7 protein-coding genes are annotated in these 17,417 nt (G+C 65.0%); all 7 read right to left on the bottom strand.

All coding sequences use genetic code 11. From position 1 onward, the window contains the following. Positions 1-20: 20 nt before the first annotated feature. From ACWEOO_RS06715 to drmD, 7 genes are read right to left on the bottom strand one after another with little or no spacing between them, the layout of a single operon-like run. Positions 21-1,565 (bottom strand): protein kinase domain-containing protein, encoded by a 1,545-nt coding sequence (locus ACWEOO_RS06715; protein ID WP_452142151.1) that lies wholly within the window; start codon positions 1,563-1,565, stop codon positions 21-23. Beyond that, on the bottom strand, positions 1,562-3,517 hold the full coding sequence (locus ACWEOO_RS06710) for an HsdM family class I SAM-dependent methyltransferase (RefSeq protein WP_452142150.1): 1,956 nt from the start codon (positions 3,515-3,517) through the stop codon (positions 1,562-1,564). Before ACWEOO_RS06710 ends, ACWEOO_RS06715 begins: the two co-directional genes overlap by 4 nt. Continuing rightward, positions 3,514-4,323: a DISARM system phospholipase D-like protein DrmC gene (drmC, locus tag ACWEOO_RS06705; RefSeq protein ID WP_452142149.1), complete on the bottom strand. Its 810-nt coding sequence runs from the start codon at positions 4,321-4,323 to the stop codon at positions 3,514-3,516. The genes ACWEOO_RS06710 and drmC overlap by 4 nt, the downstream gene beginning before the upstream one ends. Beyond that, on the bottom strand, positions 4,320-6,227 hold the full coding sequence (gene drmB, locus ACWEOO_RS06700; protein WP_452142148.1) for a DrmB family protein: 1,908 nt from the start codon (positions 6,225-6,227) through the stop codon (positions 4,320-4,322). The genes drmC and drmB overlap by 4 nt, the downstream gene beginning before the upstream one ends. Beyond that, positions 6,224-10,015, bottom strand: coding sequence for a DISARM system helicase DrmA (gene drmA / locus ACWEOO_RS06695; RefSeq protein ID WP_452142147.1), 3,792 nt, complete (start codon positions 10,013-10,015; stop codon positions 6,224-6,226). Before drmA ends, drmB begins: the two co-directional genes overlap by 4 nt. Continuing rightward, positions 10,015-14,145 (bottom strand): Eco57I restriction-modification methylase domain-containing protein, encoded by a 4,131-nt coding sequence (locus ACWEOO_RS06690; RefSeq protein ID WP_452142146.1) that lies wholly within the window; start codon positions 14,143-14,145, stop codon positions 10,015-10,017. Before ACWEOO_RS06690 ends, drmA begins: the two co-directional genes overlap by 1 nt. Beyond that, the gene (gene drmD / locus ACWEOO_RS06685) at positions 14,142-17,300 is read right to left on the bottom strand and encodes a DISARM system SNF2-like helicase DrmD (RefSeq protein ID WP_452142145.1); all 3,159 of its coding nucleotides are present in this window, start codon (positions 17,298-17,300) and stop codon (positions 14,142-14,144) included. The genes ACWEOO_RS06690 and drmD overlap by 4 nt, the downstream gene beginning before the upstream one ends. Positions 17,301-17,417: the final 117 nt, after the last annotated feature.

Below are 17,417 nucleotides of genomic sequence, written 5' to 3'. Positions count from 1 at the left end.
CGATTCCAAGTCGCGGCATGTCATCCCTCCCGTTGCCGGATGCCGTTGAGAAGTCCCTGAACCTTGGAGGTCAAAGGATGATCCCGCCCATGCAGCTTTTCCAGGTCGACCGACAGCGTGGCCAGGACGTGTGTTGCCTCATCGACACGCCCAGCGCCGAGGAGCAGGAGGCCGATCTGTTGGCGCAGGTCGAGCGTGCGAGCATCCATGGCGCCGTCGACACGAGTCATGTCTTTGAGCAAGGCTTGTAACTGCGTGATCGCGTCGTCGGTTTCACCGATCAGAGCGCGACAGGTCGCGTCCTGGAGACGGCAGCGGAAGGCGAGCTCCGAGTCCGGGTCGTTGTGCTCGGCGACGTCCAGCCCCAACCGCCGGTACGCAGGCGCGGCGTTCCGGTAGTCGCCACCCTCGAACAGCGCGTTCGCGAGCTCGAGCCGGAGGCTGACAACGGCCGGATCGGTTGGTCCGAGAGTCTGGGTCGCTGGGCCGGCCACGGCATCGAGAACCTGAGCAGCCTGACTGAAGCGTGACTGCTCGATGAGCTCGCCGGCCTGCTTACGCGCGCGATCCAGTCGTCCACGGCTGAACTGCTCGCTGCGTGGTTCAACCGGCGCGGCAGGCGGCGTGCTGACCTCCTGGTCGTCTCCTGGACCCACCTGTGCGAGCACCGCGGCGTACATACGTACGGCGTCATAGCCGTCCGTTGCCCGCAGGACCGGTGGCAGTGGCCCCAGGCCCCTGACGAAAGGCCGTAGCCGTTCGAACACCATCTCTGCACCGTCCGGGCGGTCGTCTGGCTGTTTCTCCAGCAATTCGAGAACGAGCTCGTCCAGCTCTGCAGGAATCTCGGACCGGGTACTGCGAGCGGCCATTGGCCGCTCGCCAACCTGCTTATTCATCACGGAGTACGGCGTCGGTCCGCCGAACGTCTGCCTGCCGGTGAGCATCTCGTGCAGACAGCAGCCGAGCGCGTAGAGGTCGCTGCGTGGGCCACTGAGTGCGGCCATCACCTGTTCGGGCGCCATGTACGCCGGTGTCCCGATTGTCTGGCCGGTGCGTGTGATCTGCGAGATGTCGGCGAGGTCGAGCGCTACCGCCAGACCGAAATCCAGCACCTTGACTGTTCCGTCGGGGCAGAACATCAGGTTGCTGGGCTTGAGATCGCGGTGTACGAGTGACGCTCGGTGCGCCACGGTCAGAACGGCGCATACCTGAGCCGCGATCGCGGCAGCCCAGCCGATCGGCAGTCGGCCGTTCTCGGCGATAACGTCGGCGATCGTGCTGCCGTGGATGCGCTGCATCACCAGGTATGGCCGGTCCTCGTCGGTGCCAACGTCGTATACCGACGGGATTCCCGGATGTTCTAGTCGGGCAGTGATGCGAGACTCGCGAACGAAGCGCCGGACGAGTTCCTCGTCCGGAGTGCCGTCCGGAACACGGAGGAACTTGACAGCGACCTCGCGTTCCAGCTTCACGTCGCGACCGACCCAGACCTCGCCCATGCCGCCACGGGCCAGAGGCAGAGCTTCGAGTTCGTAGCGTCCACCGACGACACGTCTGCTCATGACGGCTCCGGCTGACGCGGACGTAGCTCACCGTGGATGAGCCCCCGCCGGGCAGAACGGATGAGCTGCTGCCCGATCTTCTCGAGTTCGCCGAGCCTGTGCTCGGTAGCGGCCAGCGACCTGAAGACCGCGCCCCTCTGCCGCTGCTCGTCGATCCCGAGCCGAGGGACACCCACTCGCCTGATATCGAACCGTGCCGAGATCGTCAGAGACCGTCCCGGCGATTCCTGTGTCGCCGACCGAATGCAGCCGGCCAAGAACTCAGGATCGATCCGTTGCGGATCCGGTCGCAACACAACCAGGTTGGGCCCGAGTAGCGCGCCCGACTCCTGCACGACCCGTACCTGTCCATCGCGCAGGACCGGTACGACGACATCGCCGGCCTTGAGATCAATTGCCCCCGGCAACGGATCTCCACGGCCGGACGGCCCGCTCCCATGCCGCACGTCGTGCGCGGTCAGAACCGGCCGAGCACCGGTGTCGGAGTCCATCTTCATCGGGGCTTGCTGGATGCTGACCAGGCCAGCCTTCGCCAACTCGCTAACCGTGGTCTGGCTGGTGGCAGCACCTCTGGCGCCTGTGTCCAGATCGGGCAGCGCATCTCCGAGCTCCCTCAGGAGCCGAGTCCACCGACTGGCGAGTTCGGCGTACCCGCCTTCGGACGGGCTCTCCGTGACGAGGTAACGCGCAGGGCTAAGGTCGATCTCGTCGTCGAGCAGCTCGATCACCCGTACGGCGTGGGCCGCGGACGGCAGGGGCTCGGACTTGAGGAATGCCCGCCAGGCCGCCCGAACCGCATCGGCATCGAGCGAGTGATCGGTCAGCAGCACCTGCTGGGGGATCTCACCCTGATCGGGTCGGACAAGAATCCAGAGATCTCTCGGCCCGGACAACCCTGAGCTCTGAGGGAGTCCGATAACTGCCCGCACCAGTCCGGCACGTAGCAGATTGCCCCGGATCCGGCGGCCGGCCCGCCGACCAGCAACCGCTGACGGCAGAACGACCGCGGCGGCCCCAGCTGGACCGAGGTGAGTCAAGCATTGCTGCAGCCATGCGAGTTCGGGCTCGGTTCTGGGTGGCAATCCGTATGTCCACCGCGGATCCGCGACAAGCTCGTCGTATCCCCAGGTTCGCTCGACGGTTGGGTCACAGACTGCCACACCTACGGTGGCGCCTTCGAACGCATCCGCGCGTAAAGCGTCGCCAAGGTGGATCTGAACGTCCGCGTCGGCTCCACCCCCGAGCAAGAGCCGTGCGGCGGCTACCCGCGCGGTCGCCTCATCCGCCTCTTGGCCCAGTGTCGGACGGAGGCCGCGTGTCCGTGCCGCGACTAACAGGTTTCCGAAGCCGCACGATGGATCGAGCACGCTGGACCCGGGAGGCGCGACCTCGCGGACCAGATCGAGGACGAGGCTTGCGACATCACCTGAGGCGGTGCCTCCGCGGCGCGATATTGCTTCGAAGTACTGCTGGCACAGACCTTCGTAGATGCGACTGGCGCTGTCAGTTGCCGCCAGCTCGGCCGCCTCGGCGAAGATCGCGCCCCAGTTGTGGGGCAAGTCGTCCGGGAAGTCACCGGGGACCGCCGCAGCGTGCTCGCGCTGCGCGGTTGCCAGCGTTGCTCCGGACAGCCGGCCTAGTCCCTTGGCCTGGCGCTGGACGAGTACGAGGAATGCGCCGAGATGACCCATGAACTCTCGAAGCTGCACATCGTCGACGGCGGAGCGCAGAAGCTGCCAGAGTCGATCGACATCGCTCATGCGGAACGACTTGCCGTGTTCTCCGAGCCAACTCTCGACCTCGCCCAAGGAAAACAGTGGACTGCTCGCTGTGCCTCCCACCGGTTGTGGGAAGTCCGGGTACCTGCGACGCCAGTTGCTGACCGCAGCGCGCCCCACTCCGGCAATCCGGGCGATGTCCAGCGCCGCGACGGTGACGCTGGATTCGGTCATCGGACCACCGTCCCGGGCTCACCGACCTGCAGACGACTCAATGTTCCGCCCGCCCGCAGCTCCCGGATGTGCTCTATCGCGCGTGTCGGGGCGTAGCCCCCTTGGATGAGCACCCCTGCCTCGATGTTCTTGGCAACGCCCGATTGCGTCAGGTTGGCACTGGAGACGAACAGCAACCGGCTGTCAGCGACAGCGAGCTTGGCGTGCATCTTCGCCCCAGTCTCCGTTCTCCGGCCGACTGGCCAGTGCCACAATTCGACACCCGGCACCTCGAGGAAGGCTGTGGCGGGCTCCGAACCGACGATGGCTCCGGCCGCGCCCTGGATCGTTTCGACGATCACAGTGACGGCGACGTCACGGCTCCGAGCCGCGGTCAACGCTGCGAGCAGCGGTGGGTACGGCTTGGCAGAGTAAGTCATTAGCAATACATCATGTTCGGCCGCCTCGATGACGTCTATCAGAACCTGCGCAGTCGAGCGCACTGGGACGCGATGTGTGCTCGGCCCACTCCAAACCAGTTCAGCACGCACAGAACTCGCGCCGCGGGTGTATCCGGTCACGATGCCTTCCAGCAACGCAAGTGCCTCGTTCCTCGGCCGGCCAGAATGTTCGATCGCGGACCGCAACGCATCGATCGATTCGGCGTACTCCGTGCTGTGCGACGTGGCCCGTAGCACCTCGCTCGAGATGCCGGCGGCGACCTTGGACAGCGTCGTGCGCAGCCTGGCCGGGCCCCAGCGCTCGGCGAAAGCCACGCCGCTCAGACCGAGTTGTTCGATGGGTTCTCCAACGCCGACGTCGTTCACGGAAGATCCCGGAACAGTGCCAGACTCCGGTCGTCGATCGGTACGACGAACCTCCTGTCTAGGAACCTGTTGCCGCGTTCACACGTAGTTTCGGACAGGAACAGGCAAACATGGCACGCAGCACCATGCAGGAAATCCTCGGGTGTGTGTGGGAGCCGCTCGGCGCACAACGGATCCGACGAGCAGTGCATAGCACCATGCAGAGCCGTCCTGACGAGCCTCTCCAGGGTGCGCGGCTCGGCCTGTGACACCAAGCCGCCGAGCGTCCCCTCGGCATCGGGAACCGCTGTGTAGATGAGGATTCCGGCCCGCGGCTCACCGTCGCGTGACGTGGTGTAGATCCGTTCCGACAGGCTCGCGGCGTTGTATCCGCACTCGAGCGCAATCGTACGGATGAGTAGATGCGACAGCGTGTGCAGCGCGATGTATCGCTCACCCGGCCACCCGTCGAAAGGATCGAATCCCGCCCCGAGGCGGTCGGAGTACCTATTCGCGCGGAACCGTCCGTACGCCTCGAAGTGTCGGCGTATCTCAGGAGACTGCTCGACACGTCCCTCCCAGTCCCGCATCAGCTCCTCGGGCAAGCGCAGGAAGATCCCCTCGCCGCGCACCTCCGCACCCGGAAGCCAGGTCGGCTCGCCTCGCGACAGTTTTACCCGCGTGACGAGATTGGGATCCTCCGGATCAGGCGCGTCCAGCCGCGTGAACCCCGCGAGGGCCCTAACCTCACGCAGTCGTTCCACCTGCACCACGTCGTCGAACAGATTCTTCAGCAACGCGGGTACGCCGTCCGCGGACCGTGAGATGGTGAAGTCGTCCGATGGATCCGGAGCCCGCTCGGCCGTGAAGACTTCCCACTCCGGCGCGAGGAGATCAGGTACGGCATCGTCATCGGCGCTCTGCTCACCCGCTGCGCGGCGGGCCTGTACGGCGTCCCAGAGCTGCGCATCACTCCACTTCTCGAACTCACGCAGCGCCGGAACGACGGTCCGCAGATAAGGAATCATCTCCAGACCAGGCATTGCCTCCAGAGCGGCCCAATGAGATTCGACCTTGAGGTGCAGCTCATCGGCGGCGGGCTTCGGCACGGCCAGGGCGTTCAGTGTCTGGGCGAACCACTGGTTGGATGCGCCAACGACCAACAGCTTTGCCTCGGCGCCGCACTCCTCGAAGTGGTTACCCAGGTGCGGATGCCGGCCACGACAGAACGGCAAGCTCTCCCGGCCACGCTCGCCGAGCGCCTGCCGAATATTCCGGGTGGCTTTGCAGGCCAGACAGGTGATCTGGACGTTCGCTCCGAGCATGCCGCCGCGGTCCTCCATCCGCAGCCGTGGGTTCTCCGCGCCTTCTGGGCAACTGCCCCCGCTGTGGACGAACAGCACGTAAGGGAAGTCGTCGAGGTGGCCGGCCTGGCAGGCGAGTACAAATCGGGCCGCGACCGCTAGTGGTGCCCGACCACCACGCTTGCGTCCGCAGTTCGCGTGGAAGAAGCGGGCGTCGTGTGGGCGCCGTACCCGACTGTTCTCGAACCCGAAGGCCTTTGACGCGATCGATGCGAGCTCGTCACACGCCGTACAACGAAGCCAGCCAGGGAACGGCACCGCGGGTGCGCCGACACGCAGTGATGGGTCGTCGGTGCGGAGATAGTCGGACTCCGGCATTCGCGGAGCCGGACGGAGTTCCTTGACCGACCTTCCGGCGAGTTTCCGAACTGCCCGCATCAGGTGGGGCGGCACCTCGCCGATCGTCTGTAGCTCAGGTGGTACGCCGCCGTACTGCCACTCATCGAGTCCCTGCACGAGCACAGAGAAGTTAGGCAGGTCCACGAGCGCGCCGACGCCGCTGGTGAACATCAGGTGGCTGGGTCGAGCAGTCCCGACGCGTCGGATGTGCTTGCCGCTCACTCGTCCTCTCCGTCCTCTCCAGCTTGTGCAGTGCCCTCCGAGTCCGGCGGCCGGAACGACCAGCCCGGTGCGTTGAACAGCGGGGAGAAGAGCTGGTCACCTCCTGGCACCAGAAGGTTGACGTCCGGTTCCGTCTCGCGCATGGAAAGCCCGACCGTGAGCACATTCCACTTGTCGCTGCCGGCACGTTCTAGCAGTGGCTGCAGTTGCTCCTTGTCTCGCCGTGACGCCTCGTACGCGAGACGGGCAGGGCGCGACTTCTTGTCCTGCCAGCGATCGATGATCGCGCGGACCTTCTCCTCCAGGTGACGTCGCCCGCGTGGGCCGTCAATATGTTCTGCGCGCCGTGCGAACCGGTCGACGATCTCCTGCACGAGTGGCGCATCCAGCGGTACGTCGTGTGCATCGATATCTCGGGAGTACGTTGAAGCTGCGTGGCGGACCGCCGTAACGAAGGTGGCGGCTGCGCCGCGATCGAGCGAGCGCCGCGTGTACGGAGTGACCGAGAGGGCCTCGACCTGCTGATAGAACGTCGCGTGGTAGTGGGCGAAGTCCTCGAAGTGAGCGAGATCCCGCGGGCGCGCCCAGTTGTAGAGGGTGACGACCAGGCCCGGCCGTTTCGCATCCCGGCCGACCCGGGACGTCGCCTGGATGTACTCGGCGGTGTTCTTGGGCTGGCCCGTGACCATCATCAGACCGAAGCGGGACACGTCAACACCGACCTGCAGCATCGACGTTGCGAGTACGACGTCGACTGGATCTTTCCCGTTTCGCCGGCGTTCGGTCCAGCGGCTCGCAAGAGCGTGCGGTTCCCGACGGGCCCGGCTGCTGCCGCTCAGCGCTTCCCGCAGATCATCTACAATCGCGCGCCGCCGATCACTTGTGTCGAGCTCGTCGTCGAACCCGAGCTCGAGTCGGGCGAGCACGTCGCTGATGTCCGCCGAGGAGATCCGGGAGGTGAGCTCCTGAGTCGCGAGCATTCCGGTCCGGGTGACGATGCGGTTCGAGATCCCGCGCAGCCGGCGGCCGTCTCGACGTACGCGAGTGGTCACATCGTCATCGACATACCGGCGCATGCCGGCCAGCTCGCGCACGGCGTTGAAGTAGCCGACCAGAGTCATGTATGGGTCGGCGGGTGCACCGTGCTTGTCGAAGGCGGTCTGACCTGCGAGGAGCAGGATCTCCGCGAGACGAATCTCGGCGGCCTTCATGCGTACGCCGTGCGCGCAGATGCCGAGGTATCGACGTCCTGGTTGCATCGGCGTGATCTCGACCTGCTTGGAGAAGAAGGTGTCGCGGACGTCGGACACCTGCGGCGGGAAGACTGCGAGGTCGCGGGCAAACAGTCCGAGCACTTGCGCCCGCGCCCGTTTGGTCGTGGCCGTCGAGGCAACGATCTTTGGGCCGACGTCGTGAGCCGTGCCCTCCACTGACCACGTGCAGAGCTGATCCACGGCGGCCTCGAACAGACCGACCGTCGTACCAAGTGCGCCGGAGATGAGGTGGAGCTCGTCCTGGATGATTAGGTCTGGTGGGCGGAGTGTCCGGACCGGGTGGCTGACGACTGCGCCGAGGCCACCCTTGCTTCGGTTGTGGCGACCTCCACACTTGACTCGCGGATCGAGGTCGGGATGGCGGTATCCGTGCCGTGGGCACCTCTCTGTGACATGCCCGAACAGGTGGCCGGCGAAGCCTCGCCATGGAAGTTGCGCGAGCTTGTCGACGGTGGCGATGACGAGGCTAGGCGCGTAGCGGTAGATCTCTTCGTCGACGGTCAGGATCGGCAGGCCCTCCGCGGCGCGGCGCCGCGAGAACGGGCAGGCATCGACGCCTTCGCCGTTCGAGCAATGCAGGATGACGCGCCGAGTCTCGTCGTTGAACTCCAGGTCACGTTCGGTGCGCAACGGCGTACCGCACCAGGGACATGCGAGCACCTGCAGCACGTTCGTATGGCGCCCGTCGCCGGAGGCACGCGCTTCGGAGATCTGCGTCGCCGCGTCGTCGTACCAGTTCGGAGAGACGCCAGACCCGACCCACAGACCGATCCGGAAAGGCTCGGTTCCCCAGCGGCTCTCGTTCTGCCGACGGAGCACTTCGGCTGCACAAATCAGTGCGGAGGCACGCTGGAACTGCTGGGCCGTGAGGAGACGCAACGTGTATCGCATCAGCACAGCGGTACCGGCAAGGCCGTCGCGGGCATCGTCGGCGGTGCCCACGATGCCTTGAAGTCGGCGGATACCTAGCGTGTACGCCGTGAGGCCCAGGTACGCCTCGGTCTTGCCGCCACCGGTCGGGAAGAACAGGAGGTCGACAACAGCCTCAGGTGTTGCCGCGCGCTCGGGATGTGCTGGGTTCGTCAGAGACGGTAGGTTGAGCAGGACGAACGCCAGCTGGAACGGGCGCCACGACGCGGCCTTCGCGCCTTCGGCCTCGACCTTTGCGGCCGCGGCACGGTAATCGAGCTCTTCTTCCTGGCGGATGCGGGCAATTGCAGTGTGGCGCCGTTGCAACGCCATCGTCTCGTTGGCGAAGTGGAAGGCCTCCAACGCCTCCGCGTGCCGATCGGCCGTCGGGTCTGCAAGGAGCTTGACGCCGGCCTCGATCCGATCCGCTGCCTCCAGCGCCGCAGCGATGGCGCCGTGGGCCGAGGGCTGCAGCCTGGCCGGTAGGCTGCCAATCTCCCGTTCCCGCTCGCCGATCCAGTCTCGGTATTTCGACACCAGTGGTTCGAGGCCTGTGGCGAGTTCCTGCGGGGTCGCGGTGGCAAGCGCGTCCATCGAGAGCTCGACGTCGACGAGTGGCGATCCGCTGCCTGTCGGGGCGACTGTCGGCGGGACCTCGTACGCAGGCAGCCAGGTGGTCTGCAGCTGGTACGCCGAACTTTCACCGTCGCGAACCATAGCGTCAACGGCGACATTGCGGCCGTTGGCGTACCGGTGTTGGTGACGGTAGAGCAGTTGGAGGTGGACGTCTTCAGGCTCGTCCAGCGACGACTCGCCTTGAACAGCTGGCTCGACCGGCAGGAAGATCGGTGTGGTGTCAGTGGCCGTCACCGTCAGCTTCGTCTGGAAGAGCCAAGCAGGCTCCTTGTCACCGCTGATCGGTTCCGCTTGGGCGTTGATCAGTGCGAGTTCGACAACCCTCCGCCCCTCCCGCGGCCGAACGGTCACCGCAAGCTGAACGCCAGGCTCAGTCTCCGTGGAGGCCGTGAGCGGAAGGCGGTCCTGCCTCGAACCACCATCGATCCGGACCTGCCGCTCGTCGGCAAAGGGCTCACGCTCCCAGGCCCGCGACGTTTTGCCTTTCTCATCCGTGGCCTGGCGACGCTCGTACCGCGCCCACTCGTAGCGAACCGTGAGGACGTCTACATCCTCCGATACGGCAAACGACATGCCCATCGAGGAAGCCCAGATTCGCCCCAGGCTCTGCGGGGTCAGGATCTCCGGCAGCTCGGGGTCGCTAGCGTCCGCCTCGACGCCGATCTGTGTGTCAGGGACATCGCTAGCATCGGTAATCACTGACTTCGCATCGTGCCGGGGCCCCAGCATGCCGATGAGGTAACGCTCGCGCGGGCGTTCGCTCGTTGGCAGCCGCTCCGTCTGGTTGCCCCACGGCCCGAGAAGATCCCGCCGCAGCAGTTCTTCGATCTCGTCGCGGATCTCGTACGACGTACCGCCGTCGAACTCTTGCGCGAAGTCCAGAGAAGCCGCTGTGCTCTGTGCCGCGCCTTGTGGCGTTATGTCTCGCCCCTCCGCTCCCTCTGCCTCTGAGCCTTGCGACTCCGTCATCACTTGCCCCCGTCCTGGATGGCTGAACTGCGGTCGTCGCCTGCTGGTAGCTCAAACAGCCCATCCTGTGGCGATTCAGCCGCGGGCTTCGCCGGACGCGCCTTCTTAAGCTTCTTCTTGGCGTGCATACCGGCCCTCACCTCGTCGGCGTGCCGCTGGTGGTTCAGCTCCAGCAGCCGATCAAGAATCTCCTGCCGGACCGCGGGTCCGATTGTGTACCGTACATATGCGCCGGCCTGATGGAACCCGTGATCCAGTCCCTGTTCGAGCAGATCATCCCACCCGTAGGCCCGAGCTGTCGCGACATCGATCTCCCGATGAATCCGCCGCAACTCCTCGATCTCAGGATCCCGCATACTCGCGTCGAAGACCTGATTGTAAAGCTTGGTCAATCCGAGTTGGCGTGCATTCATTGTTGATCGGCGAAATTTATCGAGTCGATCGCCGAGGATCCGGAGATCCTGAGAGGGCTCAGGCAGCGGAATTGTCATAAATACCTCGGATGGGGAATAGCTGAGATCGGCCTTCATTGTGGCGCTATATCGGGTGGTCCATGCGAAGTGCATGTTGCTCGTTAGGGATGCGAGCAATCCTGCGTCCGAACTTGCAAAGACGATCAGCTTCTGGTCAAACACTTGTCCATTGGGGACAAATACCGGGATGACGGTCTTGCTCACTTGGGCGAGGACCAGGACTCGCTCGAGTCCGGCGATCGCTGCTTTCAACGCCGGTGTCGGTCGCTTGTACCTCCACCAAGCCGTACGGAGACGTGCTTCGCTTGCGCGCTGGCGTTCGGGCCTGACGCCGCGTTCTATGTGGTCCCAGCATTGCGGATACGTCCTCGCGTGGGCTTCGCTCCAGTCGTGAAAGTTGACGATCCATCGGCTCGCGCTATGATCTGGCCGCGAATTTACATCGTCCCCGACTAGATACGGGAACACTACGTCACGATTTCGCGAATCGCTGGCGATCAATGTCGCGGCAGCGACGGTGTCAAGGGCAAAGCCTGTGCCGAGAGGGTATGTTCCGATGAATGCCATGCCCTTGTTTGCGGCAAGAGTCTCAGGGTCTCCTTCGGCTCTGGAGGCGGGATCAAGTGACGACGTTATTCCAGCGACAGGCCGCCCGTCGGATATGCAAGGCACTCCATGGCCAAGAGCCAGTTGCGACGTCCAAATTGCGCAATATTCTACAGCGGCACTCCGTGTTGGCCATGGTTCACTCTTTATCGACTTGCGGATGGTGACGCCGCTGATCAAGAGTTGTCCAAGGCTAACATCTCGTGCGTTTCCCTGTGCGAGCGTATTGGTCGCTATTTGGCCGACTTGGCCAACTGAGTTTACGAGACTATGTGACTGCAGGATGAAGAAAGCGACAATGTCGGCATTCCCTCGAAGGCCGTGGCCGATCTGATTGACGAGATATTCACGGTACGCATGCCCGAGATTCCCTGTAATGCCGGAGCCGCGCATGAATGGGGGATTCCCGATGATCGCATCGAAGCCGCCGTTCTCGAAAACCTCAGGGAATTCTAGTGGCCAGTGGATGGGCTTGCGGTCGAAGCCATCGGCTACTCGGTCGGTGGCCAGCCAGCGGACGCGCTTGTCTTCGGTGTCCGTATCATCTGCAGCGCCTGATGCGACCTTGGCGGCGAGTTCGGCTGAGGTGACAGATGCTGTGTCGAACCCGGCAGGGCCACGATTGGCGTTGGCTAGGGAGGCACCGACCATGAGGTCCGCGAACAGATGCAGTTGCTTCGTGCGGTCGCCGACGTCGTTGAGGATGGCGCGTTTGGCGGTCAGTGCTGCGAGTGGATCGGAGCCGTCGGAGTCGAGTTCGGTCAGTTTGCGACGCTCAGCAGCCGCCTCACCAACCAGCGACCGTACGCCAGAGGCCCAACTGAACAGATCCTCGTGGAGCTTGCGGCCGGCGGCTGGGTTGAGGTGCATGTATTCGAGTTGCTCCAGCGACGTGATGCCCAGCAGCGAATCGCCTGCCACTAGACGGTCATCGAGGAAGGTGAAGGGGCGCTCGGGGTCCATCGAGACCAACCACAGGGATAGTTTGGCCATCTCGACAGCCATTGGGTTGATGTCGACGCCGTACAGGCAGTGCTCGATGATCTGGCGCCGAGCCTCGATGACGAGCGGATCCTCGTCTGCTTCGGCACCTCCATCGTTGCCGCGGGCGACGTATTCGACCGCCCGCGGATCGTCCTCGCGCGACCATGCGCCGATTAGGTGAGCGCCTAGGTAACGAGCCGCGGCGACCAGGAATGCTGCGGAGCCCATTGCGATGTCGGCGACCTTGAGCGACAGAATCTCTGCGCTCGACTTCGGCACCCACTGCTTGGTATCGGCAGTGTCGAGCGGTCCAGGTGAGAAGACGAGCGGCTCCAGTGCGCCTTCAACGACCTGTTCAGCCAGTTGACGGGGCGTGTAGTGCGTTCCGGTTGTCTTCCGGAGCGATGACTCCGTGACGAATAGGCCACCGGACAGAATGACGACCGGCAGGCTGCGTAGATCTTGGCGGATGATCCCATAGAACGGGAGGAGCCGTTCGGCCAATGGGTAGTCGCCAGCGACAACAGCCAGCAGGCGCTTGCGGGCCTCTTCGCGGTCCACGCCGTCGAGTGGTGTGAGCCTCTTCGTGAGCGCCGCGGTCGAGCCGATCTTGGAGTCTTTGTAGCGCTCGGCCAGCGCTGCTGCGAGTGCAGGCACATCGGTGGTCGTAGCAGCAAGCGACTCCAGGTCGCGCAGGCGGACCTCCTCCTCTAGACCTTCCTTGCCGACCAGACCCACCATGAGCTCGTCGGCGTAGTAGCCGTTGAAGGAGAGCAGGCCTTCGTACACATAGCCGATCTGCTCGACGTCGAGCGATCGGAAGCTCAGCGCGCGTCGTTCGCGCAACCTGCCTGTGCCGATTTCGACGTACTGCACTGAGCGAAGCATGTGCAGTACTGTCCGGTCGTCGATGGTCAGCGGCAGCCACGGGTAAGCATCCGGGTTGAACAATGAACCGTCGTGCCCATGCATGACGAGTCGTGGGTGCTCGAATCCGTGATACACGGCCGAGAACAGGGCGAGCAGCCGATGCCATGCGCCGTACGTGTTCGCTAGCTCGTCTTCGGTGCCCTCCAGTGCCCGCTCCTCCAGCTCGGCGCACAGCCGGCCGGCTGAGTAGGAGCTTGCGTACAGGTCGTTGTCCGACGGCAGCAGTCTTCGCTCTTCTGCGAACAGGAGGAACACGATCCGCATCATCACCGACACCGCGCCGCGATAGACGTCGTGCGCCGACACATCGGTCAGTCCAGGCTCGTCGCGTTCCCGCGCCTGCAAGTCGGATCGGCCGATCGCGGCGACCAACAGCTCAACCGCCTGCCGGACTTGCACGCCAAGCCGCTCGGTGATCTCCTCGCCGGCGGCTTCGCTGCCATGCAACAGGGCAACCAGTGTCTCGTCGTCCGGCACACCGAAGAACCGCTGACGGCGAAGCAAGGAGTAGAACGCTCGAAGGACAATGCGCTCCGCAGCCTCCGGCCACGCGACAGCGTCGAACACGGCAGTGCCGGTCGCTTTGCCCTTCGGCGCGTAGACGAGCGCCCACCACCGGCCATCCGTGATCAGGCCGAGCTCGACCCCATGCCGCCTGCAGAGCAACGCGATCCGGTCCACTGGAGTTGCCGCCCACTCTGACCCAGCGAAGCGGGCCGTCGGGTGCTGGCCGGACTCCACGACCATGCCCAGCAGCCGCGCATTGTCGAGCTTCGGGTCTTCGCCAGGGCTCGGCAGCACGAAGGACGGTGTCACCTGACTATCGTGCTCACCGACCTCGACCGTGAATGCATCAAGGTCGTCGGTATGCAGATCGTCGCGCCATTCGAGGAGCTCGCGCAGAACGTAGTCGATCCACGCCGCTTGCCCGGCACCGGCGTCCTCCTGCCAGGCCGCATGTTCGATACGGAGACGTTCACGCTGCTTGGCATCGATCGCGTCAAGACTGGGCCAGGCGCGACGAAGTACCGGAATGCTGAGGAACGGACCGGAGGTCTCGACCAGAGCGAGCCAGTCGCGGTGCTCTTGCGCGCCGTCCGGCGCGTGGCCACGACGCCGACGGGGTGCCGGGCTCATCGGACTGCCTCCCGCCGCGGTACGACGAACACGACGGCGACCGGGAACTGATGCCATTGAGTGTCCCGATACCGGTCCGCGATCAAGGCGAGCTCACGATCGCGGGTCTCGTTGATGCCGGCGAGCTTTGTCTCCCACGACGCGCGGTCGCGCCGGTACTGAGCCAACTCTTCGGGACTCTTCAGATCTATCGTGGGGATTAGCATGCCGTCGTCATCGTCCTCCTGCGCGAGCTTGTCGCGCAATGTCGCGGCGAACCGGTCAAGGTTCGCAGTGATCCGGGCCTCCTCGGATTCCCGACGCTGCGCAAGCTGGCGATCCAACGACTCCTGCCGATTCCGAGCCCGCCAGTCGATCGCGGCCAGCAGGCCGTCGCTGACGTTTGGCCAGCGCTCGGCGATCCGCGCCTGCACGACGGCGGATGCCTCGATGCCCTCCGACAGTGCGCGGTCCAGCAGACCGCCGAGCGTAGTGAGGTTCTCGAGCCGGCGGAATCGCCCGGTCTGCGGGATCCATCCACCGGCATACAGGACCTCCTCATGCAGGCGCACACCGTCTGCGCCGACGAGGACAAACCGCGAGTACGCGCCGACGAGCACGTCTTCGAGCGTCGGATCGTCGCTCACCACAGCCGTGACGCGATGCAGGCCGACCTCAGGGCTCGACACCGCAGCTCGCAGTAGTCTCGTCGACATAGCGACCAGCGGGTGGTTCAAGTGAGCCAGTACGACGTCGTCACGGCCGTTCGCCACCGCACCGTCGAAGGTGATCGGCAGTTGCCGCGGATCCTCGCCGGGTCGGTCGAGCTTCTCGTACAGGCCGACTGTTGCCCGCTGCCATGACCCCGTCAGTGGAGGTACGTCGTACATGCCCTCGGCGAGCGCCTTCTCGTCGAGGTGCCACTTGAGCGGTTGTTGCCGGGCAAGTCCCAGAGCTGTATCGACGACGCGTTTGACGCTACCCGGCGTGATGTTGAGCGCTTGCGTGGTCTGCTCGACGTTGTCCCGCAAACGACGTACCTGCTCGCGAACGCCGGATGTCGCTTCAGCAGGCAGGTCGCGTTCGGTCGGCTTGTGGACGTTCTCGACGTCGACATCGACTCGCTGCCCCAGCATCCGACGTTGGACTGCGTCGGCCAGCACGCTGTTGACCGCGCCGAGGTCTTCCTCCATCCGGGATACCTTCTTCGCCACCCGGGACAGGAACTCCAGATCCGCCTCGTAGGAGTCGGCGGCGCGATCCCACCCAGTGCCGACGAAGTGCCGGATGTCGGGTGCCACGGTCTGGCCGTACCGATCGACGCGGCCGATCCGCTGCTCGAGTTTGTTCGGGTTGAAGGGGATGTCGTAATTGACGAGCCGGTGACAGTAGTTCTGCAGGTCGATGCCCTCGCTTGCAGCGTCGGTCGCGAGCAGGATTCGCACCGGATGCTCGCTCGGCTCCCGTTGGAACGCGAGTCGGAGGCGTTCACGCTCGTCGGTCGGCAGGCCGCCGTGCAGAAGCTCGAGCCGGTCTCCGCCGAGCCCTTCCTGGCGGAGGATGTCCGCGAGCCAACGCTGGGTGTCGCGGTACTCGGTGAACACGACGACGCGGTTGTTCAACCAGTGCGCGCCGTCGGGACGGCAAACCGCACTGAGGTACTTCACGAGCTCGCGGGCTTTCGCGTCCGGGCGGGCCTCCTGAGCCAGTGCCCAGGACTCGATCCGCCTGAGCAGGCTCGTCTCGACGTCATCCGCCGAGGCCTGTAGTGACTGCGAGCGGCCGATCGCGTCATCCTCGGCGTCGGCGAGCTCTTCGTCGTCGTACGTCGCTGTGACCTCGAAGAACTCGTCCAACCACTCCGGCACATCGTCGCCCGCGACCGCGCGGCGCGTGCCGCGCTTGGTCTCGAGCGTCTCGATGTAGACGCCGACGGTGTGCGCGAGCGCAGCCGGGCTGGAGAACATCCGCTTCTTCAGCAGCAACGTGACCAGGTCGGTCGCCTTCCGCCCACCGCGAGTCGGGATCCGCTGCCGCCGGATGCGGGCAAAGTCGGTCAGGAGGCCGTGGATCTCCCGCTCGCTCTCCGGATACTCGACCGGCATCGCCGTCGCGACCCGCTCGACGAACCGGGGTTGCCCGTCGGCGTTCACGATGTCGCGCTTGAGTCGCCGTACAACAGACTCGCGAACCGCACGCCGGTCTGGCTCGACCCCGCGGGCGAAGCGCTGATCGTCGAGGATCTCGAGGAGCGCTGTGAACGACTCCTGGTAGCCGTTGTGGGGCGTGGCCGAGAGGAACAATCTGTGCGTGAAGTGCGGGGCGAGCCAACGGATAAGCTTCGTCTGCTGCGAGTCCACGGCGTATCGCTGCTTCGGAGCAGCTGGTGCGACGTGGTGCGCCTCGTCCAGCACGAGCAGATCGAAGGTCCGCGGGTACGACGGGCCCTCCGCCGGCACGACCTCGCGGAGCAAACGCTGTGCTTTCGGGCCCCGCAACCACGGCAGGCTGACGATGGTGAGCGGATAGATGTGGAACGGGTTGGCCGCGCTGCCATAGGTACGGCGTACGTCGGCGCAGCGGTCGGAGTCGACGATGGTGAAGTCGAGACCGAACTTCTCCGCCAGTTCGTCCTGCCATTTCAGGGTCAGGCCGGCCGGGCAGACGATCATTACCCGGCGGGCCCGGTGGCGGAGCATGAGCTCCTGGGCGACCAGTCCGGCCTCGATCGTCTTGCCGAGGCCGACGTCATCAGCCAGGAGCAGGTTGACCCGGGGTGCGTCAACCGCTCGTGCGACCGGCTCGAGCTGATAGTCCTCGATCGCCACGCCGGACCGGAATGGAGCCTGTAGCAGTCGGGTGTCGGCCGACGTCACCGCGGACCACCGCACTGCGTCGAGGAAGGCCGCGAGCCGCTCGGGCGGATCCATGCGGCGGGCGGCGATCTCAGGCAACGAACCGCTGGGCAGAATGCGGCGCCCCGGCTCCACCTCCCACACGACTTCGAGAGTGTCGCCGTACCGGCCGTCCTCGGTGCTCTGCAGCGTGACCAACGTGCACGAGTCGCCACTGTCGAGGTCTCCGACGATCCATCGCTGACCTCGAACCTCGACCAGTGCGCCGATCCCCAGGCCGTCCGATTCAGCTGCCTGAACGGACGTTCTGCCGTTCGCCATTCCATCCCCTCCGTGTCGTCGCCGCCCAGCAACACCGACAAGGCCGCAGTCTTCCAGGCGACCGTCACGCTGTGTACCCGGGTTATCGGTTGCGTGCTCTGGTTGTTACACACCAGG

It is taken from the genome of Kribbella sp. NPDC004138 (assembly GCF_053603655.1).
This window is presented reverse-complemented; position numbering and strand designations above follow the sequence as displayed.

Excerpts from the sequence above, each read along its gene's own strand:
- ACWEOO_RS06715 (WP_452142151.1), bottom strand. The coding sequence starts at position 1,565 with ATGAGCAGACGTGTCGTCGGTGGACGCTACGAACTCGAAGCTCTGCCT.
- ACWEOO_RS06710 (WP_452142150.1), bottom strand. The coding sequence starts at position 3,517 with ATGACCGAATCCAGCGTCACCGTCGCGGCGCTGGACATCGCCCGGATT.
- drmA (WP_452142147.1), bottom strand. The coding sequence starts at position 10,015 with ATGACGGAGTCGCAAGGCTCAGAGGCAGAGGGAGCGGAGGGGCGAGAC.
- ACWEOO_RS06690 (WP_452142146.1), bottom strand. The coding sequence starts at position 14,145 with ATGAGCCCGGCACCCCGTCGGCGTCGTGGCCACGCGCCGGACGGCGCG.
- drmD (WP_452142145.1), bottom strand. The coding sequence starts at position 17,300 with ATGGCGAACGGCAGAACGTCCGTTCAGGCAGCTGAATCGGACGGCCTG.